20 protein-coding genes are annotated in these 19684 nt (G+C 68.1%); 9 read left to right on the top strand and 11 right to left on the bottom strand.

All coding sequences use genetic code 11. The annotated features are described in order from the left end of the window. Positions 1-31 precede the first annotated feature (31 nt). Positions 32-1072 carry a L,D-transpeptidase family protein gene (locus ABC419_RS07870; protein WP_412877814.1) on the top strand — a complete coding sequence of 347 codons (1041 nt, stop codon included), beginning with the start codon at positions 32-34 and terminating at the stop codon, positions 1070-1072. Here the strand turns inward: ABC419_RS07870 and ABC419_RS07865 are convergent. The 11 genes from ABC419_RS07865 to ABC419_RS07815 all read right to left on the bottom strand — a co-directional run bounded on the left by ABC419_RS07865 (position 1069) and on the right by ABC419_RS07815 (position 11360). Continuing rightward, positions 1069-1521, bottom strand: coding sequence for a nucleoside deaminase (locus ABC419_RS07865; protein ID WP_412877815.1), 453 nt, complete (start codon positions 1519-1521; stop codon positions 1069-1071). The two genes, ABC419_RS07870 and ABC419_RS07865, sit on opposite strands and share 4 nt — an antisense overlap. Positions 1522-1526: 5 nt before the next feature. Further along, a complete protein-coding gene (gene gmk, locus ABC419_RS07860; protein ID WP_040345659.1) occupies positions 1527-2168 on the bottom strand; it encodes a guanylate kinase in 642 nt (213 codons plus the stop codon). Further along, positions 2158-3054, bottom strand: coding sequence for a YicC/YloC family endoribonuclease (locus tag ABC419_RS07855; protein WP_412877816.1), 897 nt, complete (start codon positions 3052-3054; stop codon positions 2158-2160). Before ABC419_RS07855 ends, gmk begins: the two co-directional genes overlap by 11 nt. Next, positions 3051-4247: an endolytic transglycosylase MltG gene (gene mltG / locus ABC419_RS07850; RefSeq protein WP_412877817.1), complete on the bottom strand. Its 1197-nt coding sequence runs from the start codon at positions 4245-4247 to the stop codon at positions 3051-3053. Before mltG ends, ABC419_RS07855 begins: the two co-directional genes overlap by 4 nt. 1 nt (position 4248) lies before the next feature. Then, entirely contained in the window at positions 4249-5529 is a 1281-nt protein-coding gene (fabF, locus tag ABC419_RS07845; RefSeq protein ID WP_200215864.1) for a beta-ketoacyl-ACP synthase II, read from the bottom strand. Positions 5530-5647: 118 nt separating this feature from the next. Continuing rightward, positions 5648-5887, bottom strand: a complete 240-nt coding sequence (locus tag ABC419_RS07840; protein ID WP_003165440.1) for an acyl carrier protein — start codon at positions 5885-5887, stop codon at positions 5648-5650. Between the two features lie 185 nt (positions 5888-6072). Then, positions 6073-6813: a 3-oxoacyl-[acyl-carrier-protein] reductase gene (fabG, locus tag ABC419_RS07835; RefSeq protein WP_412877818.1), complete on the bottom strand. Its 741-nt coding sequence runs from the start codon at positions 6811-6813 to the stop codon at positions 6073-6075. Positions 6814-6975: 162 nt separating this feature from the next. Next, positions 6976-7920: an ACP S-malonyltransferase gene (gene fabD / locus ABC419_RS07830; protein WP_412877819.1), complete on the bottom strand. Its 945-nt coding sequence runs from the start codon at positions 7918-7920 to the stop codon at positions 6976-6978. A gap of 179 nt (positions 7921-8099) precedes the next feature. Then, entirely contained in the window at positions 8100-8468 is a 369-nt protein-coding gene (locus ABC419_RS07825; RefSeq protein ID WP_412877820.1) for a hypothetical protein, read from the bottom strand. Positions 8469-8545: 77 nt separating this feature from the next. Further along, positions 8546-9976, bottom strand: a complete 1431-nt coding sequence (locus ABC419_RS07820) for a purple acid phosphatase family protein (protein ID WP_412877821.1) — start codon at positions 9974-9976, stop codon at positions 8546-8548. 100 nt (positions 9977-10076) lie between these two features. Continuing rightward, positions 10077-11360: an Nramp family divalent metal transporter gene (locus ABC419_RS07815; RefSeq protein WP_412877822.1), complete on the bottom strand. Its 1284-nt coding sequence runs from the start codon at positions 11358-11360 to the stop codon at positions 10077-10079. 245 nt (positions 11361-11605) lie between these two features. Between ABC419_RS07815 and rpsF the strand changes: the two genes are divergently transcribed. From rpsF to alr, 8 genes are all read left to right on the top strand, one after another. Continuing rightward, positions 11606-11983 carry a 30S ribosomal protein S6 gene (gene rpsF / locus ABC419_RS07810; protein ID WP_087139219.1) on the top strand — a complete coding sequence of 126 codons (378 nt, stop codon included), beginning with the start codon at positions 11606-11608 and terminating at the stop codon, positions 11981-11983. Positions 11984-11994: 11 nt separating this feature from the next. Beyond that, positions 11995-12270 carry a 30S ribosomal protein S18 gene (gene rpsR / locus ABC419_RS07805; RefSeq protein ID WP_003167100.1) on the top strand — a complete coding sequence of 92 codons (276 nt, stop codon included), beginning with the start codon at positions 11995-11997 and terminating at the stop codon, positions 12268-12270. Position 12271: 1 nt separating this feature from the next. Next, a complete protein-coding gene (gene rplI, locus ABC419_RS07800; RefSeq protein ID WP_125899765.1) occupies positions 12272-12856 on the top strand; it encodes a 50S ribosomal protein L9 in 585 nt (194 codons plus the stop codon). A 538-nt stretch (positions 12857-13394) separates the two neighbouring features. Next, positions 13395-15803, top strand: coding sequence for a TonB-dependent receptor plug domain-containing protein (locus tag ABC419_RS07795; RefSeq protein WP_412877823.1), 2409 nt, complete (start codon positions 13395-13397; stop codon positions 15801-15803). Positions 15804-15986: 183 nt separating this feature from the next. Further along, entirely contained in the window at positions 15987-16361 is a 375-nt protein-coding gene (locus ABC419_RS07790) for a hypothetical protein (RefSeq protein WP_412877824.1), read from the top strand. Positions 16362-16410: 49 nt separating this feature from the next. Then, the gene (locus tag ABC419_RS07785; protein ID WP_312204947.1) at positions 16411-16812 is read left to right on the top strand and encodes a hypothetical protein; all 402 of its coding nucleotides are present in this window, start codon (positions 16411-16413) and stop codon (positions 16810-16812) included. Positions 16813-16931: 119 nt separating this feature from the next. Then, entirely contained in the window at positions 16932-18434 is a 1503-nt protein-coding gene (locus tag ABC419_RS07780) for a replicative DNA helicase (RefSeq protein ID WP_125899761.1), read from the top strand. Positions 18435-18612: 178 nt separating this feature from the next. Beyond that, entirely contained in the window at positions 18613-19677 is a 1065-nt protein-coding gene (alr, locus tag ABC419_RS07775; RefSeq protein WP_412877825.1) for an alanine racemase, read from the top strand. Positions 19678-19684 lie beyond the last annotated feature (7 nt).

The following is a 19684-nucleotide window of genomic DNA, read 5'->3' as shown; positions in this document are numbered from 1 at the left end:
TTCGACAAGCCCCGGAACCTTCGGAGCTTTCATGTCGAAATCGCGCCTCGCCGTCTCTGCCCTGCCCTTCGTCGCGGCCGTCCTCACGGCCTGCGGATCGCCTGCCGAGACGCCGAATCCCGAACAGCCCCCGGCCGCTCAAGGCGCCGCCGCGCCCCTGACCCGACAGGCGGTCGAGGCGGCCGTCTTCGAGACCGTTGCCGCCCCCGTCGAGGGTCAACCCGCGCGGCCCGACGCGGCGACGGCGCGCGCCCAAATCCTGCTGGACCGCGCCAACTTCTCGCCCGGCGTGATCGACGGCCTGGGCGGCGACAACACCCGCCAGGCGATCGCCGCCTTCGAAAAGGCCGCCGGACTGCCCCAGGACGGTGTGCTGGACGCCGAGGTCTTCCGCCGCCTGACCGCCGGCGACGACGGCCGCGTCCTGACCGACTATACGATCACCGCCGCCGACCTGGCCGGTCCCTTCATCGGCCAGGTTCCGGCCGATCTGGCCGACATGGCCAAGCTCCAGACCGTCGGCTACGCCACGCCGCTAGAGATGCTGGCCGAGAAATTCCACATGACCGAGGGCCTGCTGCAGGCGCTCAACCCCGGCATCGACTTCGGCAAGGCGGGCCAGAGCATCGTCGTCGCCGCCGTGGCCCAGACCGAGCTGACGGGCGACGTGGCCCATATCGTCGTCGACAAGGCCGAGCGGTCGGTGCGGGTCTATGACGCAGCGGACAGGCTTCTGGCCTTCTATCCGGCCACCATCGGCAGTTCGACGCGCCCAGCGCCTTCGGGCGAACTGACTGTCGTCGGCGTCGCGCCCGAGCCGAACTACACCTACGACCCGGATCGGGTCAGCTATGACCGAGGCGACCGCAAGGTCATCGTGCCGCCGGGGCCGAACAATCCGGTCGGTTCGGTGTGGATCGACCTGTCGCGCGACACCTACGGCATCCACGGCACGCCGGACCCATCCAAGGTCGGCAAGACCTTCTCCAGCGGCTGCGTGCGCCTGACCAACTGGGACGCCGAGCAGTTGGCGTCCAAGGTCAAGCCGGGCGTACGGGTGACTTTCCGCTAGCCGCCGTAGAGATCAGCCGCCGTCCGACCGGGCGCGTCCAATTGCGTCAGCGGCAGCGGCGGCGGGTCCAGCGTCACGCCCAGGGCTTGATAAGTCGCCGCGCTGGAGAAGCCGTAAGGCTCGGCATCCGCATTGCTGAAGGCGTAATAGACAGCGCTGACCCGCGTCATCACCGCCGCCGCCAGGCACATGGGGCACGGGTGGCCGCTGGCGTAGAGGATCGCGCCCGACAGATCGACGCCGCCCAGCGCCGGCCCGGCCTGACGCAGGGCCTCCATCTCGGCGTGGGAGCTGGGATCGTTCGTCGCCAGCATCCGGTTGACGCCGCTGGCGATCAGGGCGCCGTCCTTGACCAGCACCGCCCCGAACGGCCGACCGCCCGCCCTGACGTTCTCCAGCGCCAGATCGACGGCCTGGGCCAGCCAGCGGCGGTGTTCGGCCTCGGACATGGGCGTCAGACCACTTCCTTCAGCAGGGCCTGCTTGTAGCCGTCGACCCACAGATTGCGATGACGGCGGCTGCGCTCGGCGTGATAGATGTGGGCCAGTTCGGCGTAGGACCGGTCGAAGTCCTCGTTGACCAGCACATAGTCGAAGTCGTCGCAGTGCTCGATCTCGCCCTTGGCGTTGGCGACGCGGCGCTCGATCACGTCCTCGGCGTCCTGAGAGCGCGTCACCAGACGGCGGCGAAGCTCCTCAAGGCTGGGCGGCAGGATGAAGACCCGCACGGCGTCGCCGGGGCATTTGGCGGCCACGTCGCGGGCGCCCTGCCAGTCGATGTCGAACAGGACGTCGCGGCCTTCCGCCAGCGCGCGCTCCACCGGAGCGGCCGGGCTGCCGTAGCGATTGCCGTGCACGTCGGCCCATTCCAGGAAGGCGTCGGCATCGACCAGGCGCTGGAATTGCTCCTTGCTGACGAAGTTGTAGTCGCGGCCGTCCACCTCGCCCGGACGGATGTCGCGGGTGGTCATGGAGACCGACAGCTCCAGCCCCTTGTGGTCGGCCATCAGGCGGCGGCACAGCGAGGTCTTTCCGGCCCCCGACGGACTGGCCACGATCAGCAGGACGCCACGGCGGGGGGTGCGGTTATTCGACATTCTGAACTTGTTCTCGAAGCTGCTCGATGACGGCCTTCAACTCCAGGCCGATTCCGGTGAGCGCGGTCGTAGCGGATTTCGAGCAGAGGGTGTTCGCCTCGCGCATGAATTCCTGCATCAGGAAGTCGAGTTTTCGACCGGCGGGGGGTTGCTGCAACAGTGCGCGGGCCGAGGCGACGTGGGCCGTCAGCCGGTCCAGCTCCTCGCGCACATCGGCCTTGGTCGCCAGGGCGGCGGCCTCAAGGAAGACGCGCTCGTCCAGGCCGGGCGCATCGGGCGCCAGTTCGCTGATGCGGCGGGTGAAGCGTTCGCGGATGGCCTCGACCTGCGCCGACGCCTCAAGCTCGGCGCGGGCGACCAGAGCCTCGATGGTCCCGACAAAGTCGTGGATGACCGGCGTCAGTTGCTCGCCTTCGCGCTGGCGCGAGGCCTTCAACGCGTCCAGCGCCTGTTCGACCGTGACGGCCATGGCGCTTTCCAAGGCGGCGCGGCCTTCGGCGTCCTCATCCTCTTCGGCGACCTCGATGACGCCGCGCAGGGCCAGCAGGCCGTCGGCCGAGGGCGGGGTCGCCCCCTCCTCCGCCAACTGGTTGGCCAGCCGCAGATAGGTCGCCAGCACCGCCTCATTGACGCGCGGTGCGGGCTCGGCGCCTTCGGCGCGCTTGGCCTGCAGGCCCAGCGTCACCTGCCCCCGGTTCAGCCGCGTCTGAGCCGCCGCCTTGGCCAGCCGCTCCAGATTGTCGAAGCCGTGCGGGCCGCGAAAGCGCGTCTCCAGCGAGCGCCCGTTAACCGAGCGCGCCTCGACCGTCCACGTCCAGCCGTCCAGCGCCCCGTCGGCCCGGCCGAAGCCGGTCATGCCTGAAATTTGGCCTGAAATCTGACTCATCGTCCGGCCTCCGTCGGCACGCGAATGACCTTGGCGCCCGGCGGAATGGCGATGGCCGGGCCGGCGGCTTCGTCCGTCATCGGCGCAGGCGAGGTCTCCGGCGCGCTCTCACCCGCCGCCAGACCGGCCTTGCGGCGCTCGATCTCGCGCCAGCGGGCCACGTTCAGCAGGTGCTCCTGATAGGTGCGGGCGAAGACGTGGCCGCCCGTACCGTCGGCGACGAAGAAGACGTATTCCGAGCGCGGCGGGTTCAGCACGGCCTTGATCGCCTCCTCACCCGGATTGGCGATGGGCGTCGGCGGCAGGCCGTCGATCAGATAGGTGTTCCACGGCGTCGGATTGCGCAGTTCGGACAACAGGATGCCGCGTCCCAGCGGCCGTCCCTTGGTCACGCCATAGACGATGGTCGGGTCGCTCTCCAGCCGCATCCCCAGACGCAGGCGGTTGGTGAAGACGGCCGCCACCTCGGGCCGTTCGGAGGCGATGCCCGTCTCCTTCTCGACGATGGAGGCCAGGATGACGGCCTCTTCCGGCGTCGTGACCACTGTGGCGGGCGAGCGGGCGGCCCAAAGGGTTTCCAGCTTGGTCTTGGCCGCGCGTTGCATCCGGGCGACGACGGCGGCGCGGGTCTCGCCGCGCGTGACCTCATAGGTTTCCGGCCACAGGCTGCCCTCGGGCGGAACCTCGACCTCGCCGGTCAGGACCGGCTGCTTCATCAGGATGTCGACCGCCTGGGCGCTGGACCAGCCTTCGGGCAGGGTCACGTAGTGGCGGACCGCCTTGCCGTCGACCAGCAGGCCCACCACCGTCGCCAGAGAGGCGCCCGACGGCACCTCATACTCGCCCGCGCGGATCTTGCGGTCGGCGCCGGTCAGACTGATCGCCGCGCGGAACAGGTCGGTGGAGCGGATCACCCCCGCCGATTTCAGATTGGCCGCGATGGCCGGAACGCCCGCCCCGGACGGCAGGGTGACGATGGTCGCCTCCCCTTCCACCGCCTTCGGCCCCGGTCCCCAGTAGATGGCCCAGAACGCCACTAGCGCGGCGACCAGAAACAGGCCCAACGTCCCGGCGGCGGTGATCAGACCGACGCCGAGGCCGAAACGAGAGCCTCCGCCCCCGCCGCCCTTTTTCGGAACGCGCGACTTGGGAATGCGAACCTTGGGGGTGCGGGGGGGCGGAGCCTTGGCCAAGTCAGTCGACCTTCTTGAAGATCACGGCCGCATTGGTGCCGCCGAAGCCGAAGCTGTTGGACATCGCCACGTCGATCTTCTTGGCCTTCCCCTTGTGCGGGATCAGGTCGATCGGCGTCTCCATCTCCGGGTCGTCCAGATTGATGGTCGGCGGCGCCATCTGGTCGCGGATGGCCAGGACCGAGAAGATGCTTTCGATCGCCCCGGCGGCGCCCAGCAGGTGGCCCGTCATGGACTTGGTGGACGACACGGCCAGATCCTTGGCGTGATCGCCGACCAGCCGTTCGACCGCCTTCAGCTCGATCCAGTCGGCCATGGTCGAGGTGCCGTGGGTGTTGACGTAATCGAGGTCCGAAGGCTGCATCCCGGCGCGCTTCAGCGCCGCCTTCATGGCCCGCAGGCCGCCGTCGCCGTCTTCCGAGGGCGCGGTGATGTGATAGGCGTCGCCGCTCATGCCGTAGCCGACGACCTCGGCGTAGATCTTGGCGCCGCGCGCCTTGGCGTGTTCGTACTCTTCCAGAACCATGACGCCCGCGCCCTCGCCCATGACGAAGCCCGCATGGCCCCGGTCATAGGGGCGAGAAGCCTTCTCCGGCGTGTCGTTATAGGCGGTGCACAGCGCCTTGCAGGCCAGGAAGCCCGCGATGCCGATCGGCACGACCGAGCTTTCGGCGCCGCCCGCCACCATGACGTCGGCGTCGCCCAGGGCGATCATCCGGGCCGCATCGCCGATGGCGTGGGCGCCCGTGGCGCAGGCGGTGACGACCGAGTGGTTCGGCCCCTTCAGGCCGTGGCGGATCGAGATCTGGCCCGACGCCAGATTGATCAGGGCCGAGGGGATGAAGAAGGGGCTGACCCGGCGGACGCCCTGTTCCTTCAGCACGATGGCGGTGTCGGCGATGGGGCCCAGGCCGCCGATGCCGGAGCCGACCATAACGCCGGTGGCTTCCTTGTCGTCTTCCGATTCCGGCTTCCAGTTCGCGTCGGCCAGCGCCTCGTCCGCCGCCGCGATGGCGTACAGGATGAAGTCGTCGACGCGCTTGCGGTCCTTGGCCGACATGACCTGATCGGGATCGAAGACGCCCGGTTGACCCGCCTCGCCGCCGCCGCGTCCGTCGACGCTGGGGACTTCGCCCGCGATGGTGCAGCCGTAGCCTTCGGTGTCAAAAGCGGTGATCGGACGGATGCCCGACCGGCCGTCCAGAATGCCCTGCCAGACGTGCTCGACGCCCGAACCGAGCGGAGTGACCAGGCCAAGGCCCGTGATGACGACGCGGCGCATGGTTCGCGCTCCTTCTTGGTCAGAATCGTAGCCAGAAACACTAATGGCCGCCGGACGGTCCCGCTAGGGGTCCGTCACGGCGGCCATCAGCTGGTAAGTGCGACGAATCGCAGCCGGATCAGGCGGCCAGCTTCTCGTCGATAAACTTCACCGCGTCGCCGACGGTCTGGATGTGCTCGGCGGCGTCATCCGGGATTTCGACGTCGAATTCTTCTTCGAAGGCCATGACCAGTTCGACGTTGTCGAGCGAGTCGGCGCCCAGGTCGTCGATGAAGGAAGCCTTCTCGGTGACCTTGTCCGGATCGGCGTCCAGGTGGTCGATCACGATCTTGCGGACGCGTTCGAGGGTGTCGGACATGAGTGTCTCTCTGCCTGTTTGAAATCGCCGTGAAGGCGGGTCTTGGGTTGTTTCGCCGTGTCACGGCTGCCTGCCGGGATCAAGCCTCAATGAGACTCACCCCCGAAAGACGTCCGTGCCCTTTAGCACAGGGTGACGGCGTGGAAATAGTCTGTTGCGCGTCGTGATGACGCCGCACAACGGGTTCAGATCATCGCCATGCCGCCGTTGACGTGCAGGGTCTGGCCGGTGACGTAGGCCGCTTCATCCGACGACAGATAGACGGCGGCCGAGGCGATTTCATCACCGGCGCCCAGACGTCCGGCCGGAATCTTCGACAGGATGGCCTCGCGCTGCTGGTCGTTCAGCACGTCCGTCATCGGCGAGGCGATGAAGCCCGGCGCGATGCAGTTGACCGTGATCCCGCGCGAACCGACTTCCTGCGCCAGCGACTTGGAGAAGCCGATCATCCCGGCCTTGGAGGCGGAATAGTTGGTCTGGCCGGGATTGCCGGTGACGCCGACCACCGAGGTGATGCCGATGATGCGGCCCGAACGGCGCTTCATCATCCCCTTCACCGCCGCGCGGGTCAGGCGGAAATAGGACTCCAGGTTGATCTGGATGACGGACTGGAAGTCCTCGTCCTTCATCCGCATCAGCAGGCCGTCCTTGGTGATGCCCGCGTTGGCGATCAGGATGTCCAGCGGCGCGCCCGCCGCCGTCTCGGCCGCATTGACCAGATTGTCGACCGATTCCGGGTCCGAAAGGTTCGCCGTGGCGAAGTGGGCGCGCTCGCCCAACTCCTTCGCCAGATCGGCCAGCACGGCTTCGCGCGTGCCGGACAGGACGACGGTGGCGCCTTGCGCGTGCAGGGCGCGCGCGATGGCTCCGCCGATGCCGCCGGTGGCGCCGGTCACGAGGGCGGTCTTGCCGGTAAGGTTGAACATCTCTGTCTCTCCTCTTCCTTCTCCCCTTGCGGGAGAAGGTGGCCCGTCAGGGCCGGATGAGGGGTCTTGCCGACCCCTGCCGTGTCTTCAATCTTGAGGGGCCGCAGCGACCCCTCATCCGTCTGGCTGCGCCAGCCACCTTCTCCCGCAAGGGGAGAAGGATCAAAGGCTTTTCGCGAAAGCTTCCAGCTCTTCGGCCGTGTTCAGCGCCAGGGCCTCGGCGTCGGGGGCGATACGCTTGGCCATGCCGGTCAGCACCTTGCCCGAGCCGACCTCGACGAAGCGGGTCACGCCGCCTTCGGTCGCCATCCACTCCATGCTCTCGCGCCAGCGCACGCGCCCCGTGACCTGCTCGACCAGCAGGCGGCGGATGACCTCGGCGTCGGTTTCCGGGCGGGCGGTGACGTTGGCGACCACCGGCACGACGGGCGCGATGATCTTGGCGTCCGCCAGAGCGGCGGCCATCTCGTCCGCGGCCGGCTGCATCAGCGGGCAGTGGAAGGGCGCCGAGACGTTCAGCGGAATGGCGCGCGCGCCCAGTTCCTTGGCCTTTTCAGTGGCCAGATCCACGGCGGCCTTGTCGCCCGAGATGACGACGTTGCCCTTGTTGTTGTCGTTGGCGACGACGCAGACGCCCGCCGCCGAACCGGCCTTGGCGGCCTCTTCAGCCAGCGCCAGATCGGTCTTGGGGCCGATCAGCGAGGCCATTGCGCCCTTGCCCACCGGCACGGCGCGCTGCATGGCCTGACCGCGCAGCTTCAACAGGCGCGCGGTGTCCGACAGGCTGATCGCGCCCGCAGCGGCCAGGGCCGAATATTCGCCCAGAGAGTGACCGGCGACAAAGGCCGCCCGCGTCACATCGACGCCGAACTCGACCTTCAACACCCGCGCCGTGGCGACCGACACGGCCATCAGGGCGGGCTGGGCGTTTTCGGTCAGGGTCAGCTGATCTTCCGGGCCTTCGCGCATCAGCTCGAACAGCTTCTGGTTCAGGGCGTCATCGACCTCGGCGAAGACTTCGCGCGCGCTGGCGAAGGCGTCCGACAGGGCGACGCCCATGCCGACCGACTGGCTACCCTGACCGGGAAAGAGAAGCGCGAGGCTCATCCGGGATCGTCCGTCATCCGTTGAATCAAGCCGCGAGGGGTAGGCGAATCCCTCCCCTACGGCAAGAAGAACGCCGCCGTTTCACCCCCGCTCATCCCGGCGGGCGCCGGGATTCAGTGCTTTGGCTGCAAGGCGCTGAGGCCGACAGGACACGGCTCAGGCCGGGCGCTCTGTCTCAATCAGGTGCTTGCAGCCGCCATGGGACGGAACTGCATCACCACCTTACCTCGCCCGCTAAGGTCGAAGCCGCCATTGTCGCCCACAGACGCTTCATCCATGCAGACCTCGCGCGGGCGCGCCGTATCATTCAGGCAGAACTGCCCGTCGGCGCGACGCCACGTGCCTTCACGCGCCACCGGACCGCCGGGTTCCGACATGGTGAAGGAGCCGTCGGCCTTCAGATCGACGTCGACTGCAGTCCCGTCCATCATCGTGACCTTGTAGGCTCCGCTAGGAGAGCGACCTGGATCGTTCTGACTTTGGGCGGCGTTGCCGCAAGCGGCCAGGGCGACGAAGGCGGCCATGCAGGCCAGGATGGTGATACGCATAAATCCCCCTTGAACGGTAAGGCGACAGGCGTCGCCGTTGATCAAGCCAAAGCCGCTGTTCGCGTCGAAGTTCCCCCTCAGTCCTTGATTTCCGCCGTACAGGGACGGTCGTCTGGCCCCGCCGCGCCGTCGCAACGACGCAGGGCCAGCAGGGTGTCCTGCGTCTCGACCAATCGCTTCGTCCCATCGGCCTGCCGCTCCAGCGTGAAGGCGTCGTACAGCCCGCCCGTCGCCGTGAAGGCGCGGAACGACAGGCGGTCGGCCTCGACGTCGATCAACTGATACAGCTCGGTGTTCTCGGCCGCGCGCACCGGCTGCGTGTCCGCCCGGTCGTTCAGCCCGTACATCTTGGAGCCGGTGACCGAGACGACATAGACCGGCCCCTGCGGGCGGCCCGCATCACTGTCGGCGCGCGAAGCCTCGGCCCCGGCGGGGTTGGAGACGCGGCCATAGCAGTGGTCATGCCCCTGCAGCACCAGATCGATGTTGCGGGCGTCGAAGATCGGCTTCCAGGCGGCCTTCAGCTCTTCGGTGTCTTCAGGCCGGGCGCAGGTGTAGATCGGCTGGTGGAACAGGGCGACGTTCCAGCGCGCCGGGCTTTCGGCCAGCACGCGATCCAGCCAGCGCGTCTGACTTTCCCCGGCGCCCAGGTCGATCGCCGCCGTGCCGTCCAGCACGATGAAGCGCACGCCCTGATAGTCGACGTAATAGCTGGTCGCCTTGGCTCCCTCGGCGCCGTTGTCCGGCAGGGCGAACTGCAGCGGCCAGTGCGGGCCGAGAACGCGCGCTTCCTCGCCGTTCGGCAAGATATGGTCGACGTATTCATGGTTGCCGCTGGCGGGCAGCTGCGGCGTCATGGCGAAGGCGCGCCCGCCGGCCTCGGTCCATTCGCCCCACTCGTCGTCGTGAACCTTGACCTCGCGCTGGGCCACCAGATCGCCCGCGTGGACGACCAGGGCCGCCGGTCCCGCTTCCTTGAAGGCCGAGCGGATCACGCGCGAACCGATCTCCAGAATGTCGTTCTGCGTGTCGCCCAGGTAGATGAAACGGAACGGCGCGAACTCGGCCTTGGCCGTGCGGAACGGCAGCCATTCGCTCCAGCCGTCGGCGGCGCGCACGCGATAGACATAGCGCGTGTCCGGCTTCAGCCCGTCAAAGCGCGCCTGATGATAGAGGGCGCGGCCGTTCTCGTTCTCGATCGGCGCCGTGGTCCCGGCCACGGTCCGGGCGGCGAAGCCCAGCAGGGGGCCGTCGATCTCCTCGGCGATCTGGGCCTCGGCGGCGGTCTGGCGCGTGTCGGTGCGCCAGGCGACGGCGGCGCCGCGTGCGGCGTCGGCGGCCGGGCTCAGCACGATGCGGTCGGCCCAGCCCTTGGCGGCCCAGCGGCCGTTCGGCGCGTGCAGCGGCGGCGGCGGCTGATCGGGGTCCGGCGGCGCGACGACCTGGGCCATCGAAGGCGCGGCGGCCAGCAGGACGGATGCGGCCAGACAAGCGACGGACAGCTTCATGACGATTTTCCCCGAACCGATATGGTCGAGGGCGAGGCCTAACGGCCCAATGCGACGGTTCGCCGGGGCTTTTGTGAAACTCCTGCGAGGAATAGGCCGCCTACGACGGGATCAGACCCAGCAGCTCCTTGCCCGCCAGCACGGCGAACAGCAGGGCCGCCGCCCCCAGCAACAGGTTGGAAATCCAGCCGCTGCGCCATTCCTGCGGCGTCCGGGCGCTGTTCAGCAGCCACAGAAGCGTTCCGGCCAGGAAGGGCATGAACAGGCTGCCCAACACCCCATATGCGACAATCAGCCCGAACGGCCGATCCATGAACAGCAGCAGCATCGGCGGGAAGGTCAGCCACAGGGCGTAGGCGCGGAACGCCCGGCTCTTGTCGCCGCGCGCCTTCGGATCGTCGGAGCGCCCGCGCACATGGGCGGTGAAGTCGGCGAACATCAGGCTGACGCCCTGCCAAACGCCCAGCAGGCTGGAGAAGCTGGTGGCCCAGAAGCCGACCAGGAACAGAATGGAGATCGGCCGCCCGAACCGCTCGCGCAGCACCTGGTCCAGATCCAGCAAGCCCCGGTCCCCGCCCTGCAAGGCGATGCCCGCGCTATAGAGCAGCTCGGCCCCGACGATCAGCATGGCGACCACGAAGACGCCGGTGACGACATAGGCCACCCGGTTGTCCAGCCGCATCACGGCCATCCAGCCCGGCCCCTTCCAGCCCTTGGCGTTCAGCCAGTAGCCATAGGCCGCCATGGTGATGGTGCCCCCTACCCCGCCGATCAGGCCCAGGGTATAGAAGGCCGACCCTTCCGGCAGGCTCGGCCACATGCCGGTCAGCAGTTCGGGCAGGTTCGGCGTAACGATCACAGCCAGGCCGACGACGGTGACGAACATCACCCCGACGCAGGCCGTCATCACCTTCTCGAACAGGCCGTAGCCGCCGAACCAGACGAAGATCAGCCCGGCGATCCCGCTCAACATCCCCCAGGCCTTCAGGTCCAGCACGGGGAACAGCGCCGCCAGCGGCAGGGCCGTCGAGGTCATGGCCGCCGCCCCATAGACGAAGCCCCAGACCACCACATAGACGCCGAAATAGAGCCCGGCCCAGTTCAGCCGCCCGTCCAGCCAGCCGCCTCCCAAACGAGAACGCCCAAGGCTGGACCAGCCCTCGAACATTGTCCGCTCGCTGGACAGGGTCCACCGGCCCACGGCCTCGGCCAGGGCGATCTTCAGCACGGTCCCGATGACGGCGGCCCACAGCAGGGCGTAGCCGAAGCGCGATCCGGCGATCAGGGTGGCGACCAGATCGCCCGCCCCCACCCCGGTCGCGGCCACCACGATTCCCGGCCCGATCAGCGACCAGCGGTTCCTCGGCGTCGGCGTTTGCGTCATGCTGAAGGCTCCGGTTGCGTGAGCCCCAACCGTGCCGCGCTTCGCCGCCCCTGCCAATCGCCGGCGCAAGGGCCCCCGCGCCTTGCCCTGCCGGGGTTTTTCCCGTATAGGCGCCCCCTTTCCAGGGCTTCGGTCCTGCTGCGGAATGTCAAAGGGTCGGGAAACTCCCGTCCGCCGTGTCAGGAGCCATCGTGGACGAACTACCCGGTTCGCCCGCGCCGATGTCCGCCAAGGGAGAATGCCGCATGGCTCTTTACGAGCACACGGTCATGACGCGCCAGGATATCTCGGCGCAACAGGCCGAAGCGCTGAACGACACCATCAAGGCTCTGATCGAAGAAGGCGGCGGCTCCGTCGCCAAGATCGAGTACTGGGGTCTGCGCAACCTGACCTACCGGGTCAAGAAGAACCGCAAGGCTCACTATTCGCTGATGGCCGTTGATTGCCCGCCGGCCGCCATGGCCGAAGTCGAGCGTCAGCTGTCGATCAACGAAGACGTGCTGCGCTGGCTGACCATCCGCGTCGAGGAACTCGACCTGGAGCTGTCGCCCCTGCTGGCCCGCCGCGAACGCGAACGTGACCGCAGCGGCCCGCGCACCGACGACGCCGCGGCTTCGGAATAAGGAACCGGATCATGACCGATACGACTGCCCCCATCCCGGGCGCTCCGGCCGGCTCCGGCCCGGCCCGTCGCCCCTTCTATCGTCGCCGCAAGGTTTGCCCGTTCTCGGGCGCCAACGCGCCGAAGATCGACTACAAGGACGTGAAGCTGCTGCAGCGTTACGTCTCCGAACGCGGCAAGATCGTGCCTTCGCGCATCACCGCCGTTTCCGCCAAGAAGCAACGCGAACTGGCCAAGGCCATCAAGCGCGCCCGCTACCTGGCCCTCCTGCCGTACGTGGTGAAGTAAGATGAAGGTCGTTCTGCTGGAACGCGTCGAGAACCTCGGCGCCATCGGCGACGTCGTCACCGTCAAGGACGGCTTCGCCCGTAACTTCCTCCTGCCGCGCGACAAGGCGCGTCGGGCCACGGAAGCCAATCTGAAAGCCTTCGAAATCGAGCGCGTCGCCATTGAGGCCCGCAACGACAAGAACAAGGCTGAAGCTCAGAAGATCGCCGACAAGATCGACGGTCAGAGCTACGTCATGATCCGTCAGGCTGGTGAAACCGGCCAGCTGTACGGCTCGGTCGCCGGCCGCGACGTCGCTGAGGCCGTTCGCGCCGAAGGCGGCAAGGTCGAGCGCTCGCAGGTCGTGCTGAACACGGCGATCAAGACGCTGGGCGTCCACGAAGTGCTGGTTCGCCTGCACCCGGAGGTCTCGGCCACCGTCAAGATCAACATCGCCCGTTCGGCCGACGAAGCCGAGCGTCAAGCGAAGGGCGAGGACGTGATCCGCGCTCAGTTCGACGACGAGCGCAACGCCGCCGACCAGGCCGCTCAGGAGCTGCTGGAAGGCGGAGCCGGCCAACAGGAAGGCTTCGGCGACGAAGCCTGATCCTGTCGCTTCGGCGAGATGATCGAGGGGCGCTTCCGCAAGGAAGCGTCCCTTTTCTTGGGCTGAACACCCCTCCCCTGTTCCGCTCATCCCGGCGGACGCCGGGATCCAGTGAGAGCGCCAGTCTAGAAGCTATCCATCCTGCCTCGTGCCTTGAAGCCAAAGCACTGGATCCCGGCGTCCGCCGGGATGAGCGGGTATTGACCATATCGCTCACACTTTAGCTTTCCTAAACATCCCCACACATAATCTCGATAGGCGTCGCCGCTTTCGCACCGCAATATCGCCATGGCTCGTCACCGTTGACGGGCAGGAGATAACGATGCGCCCCGGCCTTTACGCCCAACTGCATCGCCCGGTGATCCGACCGGCGCGATGTCCGTGCCAGCGACCCTGAAGCCACCCCCTCCGACCGGTCCGCCGCCGGTCCGTGGTTTCCATCCGCTTCCAGACTTCCGTTTCCAGACGCAGCCGGCGTTCGCCCTCCCGCGACGGCGAGCCCTGACGCGCGTCCAATCAGAAAAGACGACCTCTCGAGATGACCTCCCGCTTCCCCCGCCGCCCCGCCCTTCTGGCCGCCGTATCCGGCGCCGCCCTGCTGATCGCCGGCGCCGCCTCGGCCCAAACTGTTCCTGACGACGCCACCTCAGTCGACGACATCGTGGTGACCGGCACCCGCGCCCCGGCCCGCTCGCGCCTGGACACCCTGGCCCCCGTCGATGTGGTGACGGCCGAGACCCTGCAGAACCGCGGCACGACCGAGTTCGCCGCCGCCTTGGCCCAGACGGTGCCGTCCCTGACCTTCCAGCGGCCCTCGGCCAACGACGGCACGGACTCGATCCGTCCCGCCACTCTTCGCGGCCTGTCGCCGGACCAGACCCTGGTGCTGGTCAACGGCACGCGCCGTCACACCTCGGCCCTGGTCAACGTCAACGGCACGGTCGGGCGCGGCTCGGCCGCCGTCGATCTGAACGCCATCCCCAGCGGCGCCCTGGACCGGGTCGAGGTGCTGCGCGACGGCGCCTCGGCGCAATACGGCTCGGACGCCATCGCCGGGGTCGTCAACCTGCGCCTCAAGGAAGCCCGCGAGGGCGGCGGGGCCAGCGTCACCTACGGCCAGTACTTCACCAGTGTGGAAACCGCGCGCGGCGAGCGGGATGAAGAGGACGGCCGCGCCGTCACCGTCTCGGCCTGGCAAGGCTTCGGCCTGGGCTCGGACGGCTTCCTGACCCTGTCGGCGGAGTATTCCGACCGCGACCCGACCAACCGTTCAGACTACGACCCGCGCGCCGCCGCCAACGGCGCGATCACCGCCCGCTTCGGCGATCCCAAGGTCGAGCAGTGGAGCGTCTTCGCCAATGCGGGCAAGCCGCTGAACGCCGACTGGGAGGCCTACGGCTGGGCCGGCTATCAGGAGCGCGACAGCGCCTCGGCCGCCTTCCCGCGCCTGTCGGACAACCCCAACAACGTGCCGTCCATCTATCCGAACGGCTTCCTGCCCAAGATCGCCATCAACTCGCAGGACGTTTCCGCCGCCGGCGGCGTGCGCGGGACGTTGGCCGGATGGGACGCGGACTTCAGCCTGGTCTATGGCCGCAACGCCCTGGAATTCCGCACTGAGGATTCGCTGAACGCCACCTATGGCGCCAACTCCCTCACCAGCTTCGATTCCGGCGGCCTGACCTATGACCAGCTGGTCTTCGGCGCCGACTTCACCCGTCAGTTCGAGATCGGCCTGGACGGCGGCCCGTTGAACTTCGCCTGGGGTCTGGAGGCCCGCAAGGAGAACTACAAGATCGACGCCGGTCAGCCGGAATCGTGGAACCGCGGCCCGCTGGGATCGAACACCGCCCTGGCCGGCGGCGCCCAGGGCTTCCCCGGCTTCCAGCCTTCGAACGCAGTCGATGAGGACCGCGACGCCGTGGCCCTGTACGCCGACGTCGAAATCCCGCTGACCGAGAAGCTGACGGTCGAGGGCGCGCTGCGCGTCGAGGACTATTCCGACTTCGGCGACGCCCAGACGGGCAAGTTCGCCGCCCGCTACGACTTCAATCCGAACTTCGCCCTGCGCGGCTCGGTTTCCACCGGCTTCCGCGCCCCGTCGCTGCAGCAGAGCTTCTTCACCTCGACCTCCTCGGTCGTCCAGAACGGCGGCTTCGTCGAAACCGGCACCTTCCCCGCCACCAGCGAGGTCGCCTCGGTCCTGGGCGCCCGCCCGCTTAAGGCCGAGACCTCGACCAACTACACCCTGGGCGCCGTGATCCGTCTGGGGAATTTCGACCTGACGATCGACGCCTATCGCATTGAGATCGAGAACCAGATCGTCCTGTCGGAACTGATCAACCGCAGCTTCTCGCCCCAGGTCGCCGGCCTGCTGGACCCGCTGGGCGTCCAGGCTGCGCGCTTCTTCCTCAATGGGGTGTCGACCGAGACCGAAGGCGTCGACATCGTCGGCCGCTATCGCCTGCGCACCGAGGCGGCGGGCGACTGGGACTTCACCGTCGCCGCCAACGTCAACGATGTCAGCGTGACCAAGATCCCGACCTCCTCCTCGGTGCTGAACCCGGTCCCGACCCTGTTCGCGCGCCAGCGCATCCTGACCATCGAGGAAGGCACGCCGGACACCAAGGTCGCGGCCTCGGCCGACTGGAACCAGGGCCGTTGGGGCGCGACCGCGCGGGCGACCTACTACGCCAGCGTTCTGCAGCCCGGCTCGACGTCCGCCAACGACTATTCGACCGGCGACAAGACCACCATCGACCTGGAAGGCCGCTTCCAGATCACCGACCGGGTCGGCCTGGCCATCGGCGTGGACAACGTCTTCGACGAGTACCCGGACTTCGTGCCCGCCAACCTGAACAACAACGGCGTACTAGGCTTCCCCTACTACTCGCCGTTCGGGTTCAACGGCCGCTACGGTTACGCCCGCCTGAACGTGAAGTGGTGATCGGCTTGGAGCGCGCGCATCGGGGCTTCCTCCCTGTCCTTTGAGCGCGCCTCCCTCGTCAGACGCGGCGGCCCGCGGGGAGCCGCCGCGTCTGACGAAAACTTAATGTGATACGACGTTCACCGGTCATGGTTCGGTCGCGAACCACACGCTAGGCTTCACCGTCTCACGGGAGGGAAGCCCATGAAAGCCGCCACGTTCGCCGCCGTCGCCGCCCTGGCGCTGTCCGCCCTGCCCAGCGCGGCCGCCGCCATGACGGTGCAGGAGTTCCTGACCTCCGCCAATCGCATTCCTCGCAATCCCACGGCGCTGCTGCGGTCGGACACGCGGCGGCTGATGAATGAGATGAACGGGGCCTTCAAAGCGGTGCGCGACGATCAGGCCGCCGCCAAGGCCGCCGGCCGGCGCTCCGCCACCTGCATCCCCGATGGCAAAATCAGCCTGTCGGCAGAGCAGATCCTGAACCGTTTCAACGCCATCCCGGCCCAACGGCGCAACATCAGCGTCAACCAGGCCGTCCGCGAGTGGATGGCTGAGGAATACCCCTGCCCCGCCTGAGCGCCGCCTGAGACTTGAACCGCGGCGCAGGCGAGCGCATCTAGCCCCCATGTCGCGTTCCGTTCACATCCTATTCGCCGCGTCGCTAGGCGCCCTGACGCTGCTCGCCTCCGCGCCTCTGGCCAAGGCCCAGTCGTCCGACATGACCGTCCAGCAGTTTCTGACGATCGGCCAGAACATCCCGCGCAACCGCGCCGTGGCCATGATGCGCCCGGACACCCGCCGCCTGATCCGCGTCGTCACCGGCGCCGTCAGCACCGTCAAGGCCGAGCAGGCCTCGGCCGTCTCGGCGGGCCGCACGCCCGCGCACTGCATCCCCGCCTCCGGCACCGGCATCACGCCCGAGGCCCTGGTCGCGCGCTTCGAGACCATGCCGGAATCGCGTCGCCGCATCACCGTGACCCAGGCCGTGCGCGACTGGATGGCCGAGCGCTACCCCTGCCGCGCCTGACGACCCCCTACTGATCCGACAGCGGTTTTCCGGCCCGTCCACAGGCGTCGGCGACTGTCCACGACCACGACCCCGCCCGCGTCTGACGTAGGGCGCGCCTATGCGTATTGATGATGTCGATGAACGCCTTCGCCCCGATGCCCTATGATTCCGCCAACGACCCCGTGCAGGTGTCGTCCATGCCCCACAACCTGGAGGCGGAGCAGGCCCTTCTGGGTTCGCTGATGTTCGACAACGCCGTGTTCGAGCGCCTGTCGGACCGGCTGCGCGGCAGCCATTTCTACGAGCCCTTCCACCAGCGCCTGTTCGACGCGATCGAGGACCACATCCGTCAGGGTCTGCTGGCCGAGCCGACCATCCTGATGGAGCGGTTCAAGCAGGATCCGGCGTTCCAGGAATTCGGCGGCCTGCGTTACCTCGCGGACCTGGTGGACCGGGCGCCGCCCGCCGCCAACGCCCCCGACTACGCCCGCGTCGTCTATGACCTGGCCCTGCGCCGCGACCTGATCCGCATCGGCGGCGAGATCATCAAGGAGGCGCCCAACCCCGAGACGCCCGCCGACGAACAGATCGAACAGGCCGAGCAGACCCTGTATTCACTGGCCGAGACGGGCAAGCCGTCGTCGGGCTTCGTCAGCTTCTCCCACGCCCTGTCCGGCGCGGTCGAAATGGCGGGCGAGGCCTATCAGCGCGAGGGCAAGCTGGCGGGCCTCGCCACCCGCCTGGACGATCTGGACCAGAAGCTGGGCGGCCTGCACCCGTCCGACCTTCTGATCCTCGCGGGCCGTCCGTCGATGGGTAAGACCGCGCTGGCCACCAACATCGCCTTCAACGTCGCGCGCAACTATCGCTGGGAACCGACGCCGGAAGGCGGGCGCAAGACCGTCGACGGCGGCGTCGTCGCCTTCTACTCGCTGGAAATGAGCGCCGAACAGCTGGCCATGCGTATCCTGGCCGATGCGTCGGGCGTGTCCTCGGACAAACTGCGTAAGGGCGAGATCGACGCCTCGGACTTCGGCAAGATCCGCGACGCCGCCATCGAGATCGGCGAAAGCCCGCTCTACATCGACGCCACCGGCGGTCTGTCCATCTCCAAGCTGGCGGCGCGCGCGCGACGGCTGAAGCGGATGGAGAACGGCCTGGACCTGATCGTGGTCGACTATCTCCAGCTCGTGACGACCGGCGACAACAGCCAGAAGAACCGGGTGCAGGAAGTGTCCGAGATCACCGGCGGCCTGAAGGCGCTGGCCAAGGAGCTGAACGTCCCCATCATCGCTCTGTCGCAGCTGTCGCGTCAGGTCGAGCAGCGCGAGGACAAACGACCCCAGTTGTCCGACCTGCGTGAATCCGGCTCGATCGAGCAGGACGCCGACTGCGTCATGTTCGTCTATCGCGAAAGCTACTACCTGGGCCGGGCCGAGCCGCGCGAAGGCACCGAAGAACACCTGAAGTGGCAGGAAGACATGGACCGCCTGCAGCATCAGGCCGAAGTGGTCATCGGCAAGCAGCGTCACGGCCCCATCGGCATCGTCAAGCTGGCGTTCGATTCCAACACCACCCGCTTCGGCAACCTGGCCCACGACGGCCGCTACGGCGGCGCCTATGCGGATATTCCGGAGTAGGAACGCCCCCTGCCGTCATCGTCGGGCTTGACCCGACGATCCAGCCGCGCCGACGCCTGACGCATCCCCGGCTGCGTCTGCTGGATGCCCGGATCAAGTCCGGGCATGACGGCGATAGAAGGGGCGGATGGTCGCGCAAAGGCTAGCGCCGCCTGAACAGCGGCCTATAACCGTCGCCATGACCTCCCCCGTCCTCGCTCCCGCCGTCCTCAACGTCGATCTGGACGCGCTCGCCCGCAACTATCGCACCCTGGGCGCCGTCAGCGGCGCGCCGGTCAATCCGGTCGTGAAGGCCGACGGCTACGGCCTGGGCGCCGCCGCCGTGACCCGGCGCCTGATGGCCGAAGGCGCGCGCACCTTCTTCGTCGCCCGCGCGGCCGAGGGCGTGCGCCTGCGCGAGGCGATCGGGCCTGAGCCGGTCATCTATATTCTGGACGGCTGCCACGGCGACGGGGCCGCCATGCTCAAGGCCTCGAACCTGCGGCCCGTCATCAACCACCCGACCCAGCTTCAGACCTGGCAGGCGGCGGGCGGCGGGGCCTGCGGGCTTCAGATGGACACCGGCATGAACCGGCTGGGCTTCCGCGTCGAGGACGCGCCCGAACCGTTCGAGGGCCTCGAACTGGTGATGACCCATCTGGCCTGCGCCGACGAACCGTCGAACCCGCTGAACCGGGCCCAGCGCGACGCCTATGCGGCGGCGGCGGCCCGCTATCCGGGCGTGACGCGCTCCTTCGCCAACTCGGGGGGCTGCTTCCTGGGGCCGGACTTCGCCTTCGACGTGGTGCGTCCGGGCATCTGCCTCTACGGCGGCGGGCCGGAAGGCCGCCCACATGATAAGATCGCGCCCGTCGCCAGCCTGATCGCCCAGGCGGTGCAGGTGCGCGACGTGCCCGCGGGCGAAACCGTCGGCTATTCGCAAGGCTACAAGGCGGAGCGGCCGATGCGCGTGGCGACCGTCGGCGCGGGCTACGCCGACGGCGTGCTGCGCTCCTACAGCTCCAAGGGACAGGTCTGCATCGCGGGCGAGATGCGGCCCATCATCGGCCGGGTGTCGATGGACGTGCTGGCGGTCGATGTGACCGGCCTCGACGTCAAGGCGGGCGATCCGGTCGAGATCTTCGGCGCCAATCGCCTGATCGACGACGCGGCGGCGGCGGCGGGCACCATCAGCTATGAGCTACTGACCTCGATCACGCCGCGCGTGCCGCGCGTCTATCAGGGCCGAACAGCAAAGGGCTGAGGCGCAA

The organism is Brevundimonas phoenicis, assembly GCF_047237745.1.
In the GTDB taxonomy this organism is placed as follows: domain Bacteria; phylum Pseudomonadota; class Alphaproteobacteria; order Caulobacterales; family Caulobacteraceae; genus Brevundimonas.
This window is presented reverse-complemented; position numbering and strand designations above follow the sequence as displayed.

What these genes read in the sequence shown, in the direction of transcription:
- ABC419_RS07840 (WP_003165440.1), bottom strand. Translation starts at nt 5,887, where the DNA reads ATGTCCGACACCCTCGAACGCGTCCGCAAGATCGTGATCGACCACCTG.
- ABC419_RS07780 (WP_125899761.1), top strand. Translation starts at nt 16,932, where the DNA reads ATGAACGCCTTCGCCCCGATGCCCTATGATTCCGCCAACGACCCCGTG.
- ABC419_RS07790 (WP_412877824.1), top strand. Translation starts at nt 15,987, where the DNA reads ATGAAAGCCGCCACGTTCGCCGCCGTCGCCGCCCTGGCGCTGTCCGCC.
- gmk (WP_040345659.1), bottom strand. Translation starts at nt 2,168, where the DNA reads ATGTCGAATAACCGCACCCCCCGCCGTGGCGTCCTGCTGATCGTGGCC.
- fabF (WP_200215864.1), bottom strand. Translation starts at nt 5,529, where the DNA reads ATGCGCCGCGTCGTCATCACGGGCCTTGGCCTGGTCACTCCGCTCGGT.
- fabD (WP_412877819.1), bottom strand. Translation starts at nt 7,920, where the DNA reads ATGAGCCTCGCGCTTCTCTTTCCCGGTCAGGGTAGCCAGTCGGTCGGC.
- ABC419_RS07865 (WP_412877815.1), bottom strand. Translation starts at nt 1,521, where the DNA reads ATGTCCGAGGCCGAACACCGCCGCTGGCTGGCCCAGGCCGTCGATCTG.
- rplI (WP_125899765.1), top strand. Translation starts at nt 12,272, where the DNA reads ATGAAGGTCGTTCTGCTGGAACGCGTCGAGAACCTCGGCGCCATCGGC.
- ABC419_RS07820 (WP_412877821.1), bottom strand. Translation starts at nt 9,976, where the DNA reads ATGAAGCTGTCCGTCGCTTGTCTGGCCGCATCCGTCCTGCTGGCCGCC.
- ABC419_RS07825 (WP_412877820.1), bottom strand. Translation starts at nt 8,468, where the DNA reads ATGCGTATCACCATCCTGGCCTGCATGGCCGCCTTCGTCGCCCTGGCC.
- alr (WP_412877825.1), top strand. Translation starts at nt 18,613, where the DNA reads ATGACCTCCCCCGTCCTCGCTCCCGCCGTCCTCAACGTCGATCTGGAC.
- ABC419_RS07795 (WP_412877823.1), top strand. Translation starts at nt 13,395, where the DNA reads ATGACCTCCCGCTTCCCCCGCCGCCCCGCCCTTCTGGCCGCCGTATCC.
- fabG (WP_412877818.1), bottom strand. Translation starts at nt 6,813, where the DNA reads ATGTTCAACCTTACCGGCAAGACCGCCCTCGTGACCGGCGCCACCGGC.
- ABC419_RS07785 (WP_312204947.1), top strand. Translation starts at nt 16,411, where the DNA reads ATGTCGCGTTCCGTTCACATCCTATTCGCCGCGTCGCTAGGCGCCCTG.
- ABC419_RS07815 (WP_412877822.1), bottom strand. Translation starts at nt 11,360, where the DNA reads ATGACGCAAACGCCGACGCCGAGGAACCGCTGGTCGCTGATCGGGCCG.
- rpsF (WP_087139219.1), top strand. Translation starts at nt 11,606, where the DNA reads ATGGCTCTTTACGAGCACACGGTCATGACGCGCCAGGATATCTCGGCG.
- rpsR (WP_003167100.1), top strand. Translation starts at nt 11,995, where the DNA reads ATGACCGATACGACTGCCCCCATCCCGGGCGCTCCGGCCGGCTCCGGC.
- ABC419_RS07855 (WP_412877816.1), bottom strand. Translation starts at nt 3,054, where the DNA reads ATGAGTCAGATTTCAGGCCAAATTTCAGGCATGACCGGCTTCGGCCGG.
- ABC419_RS07870 (WP_412877814.1), top strand. Translation starts at nt 32, where the DNA reads ATGTCGAAATCGCGCCTCGCCGTCTCTGCCCTGCCCTTCGTCGCGGCC.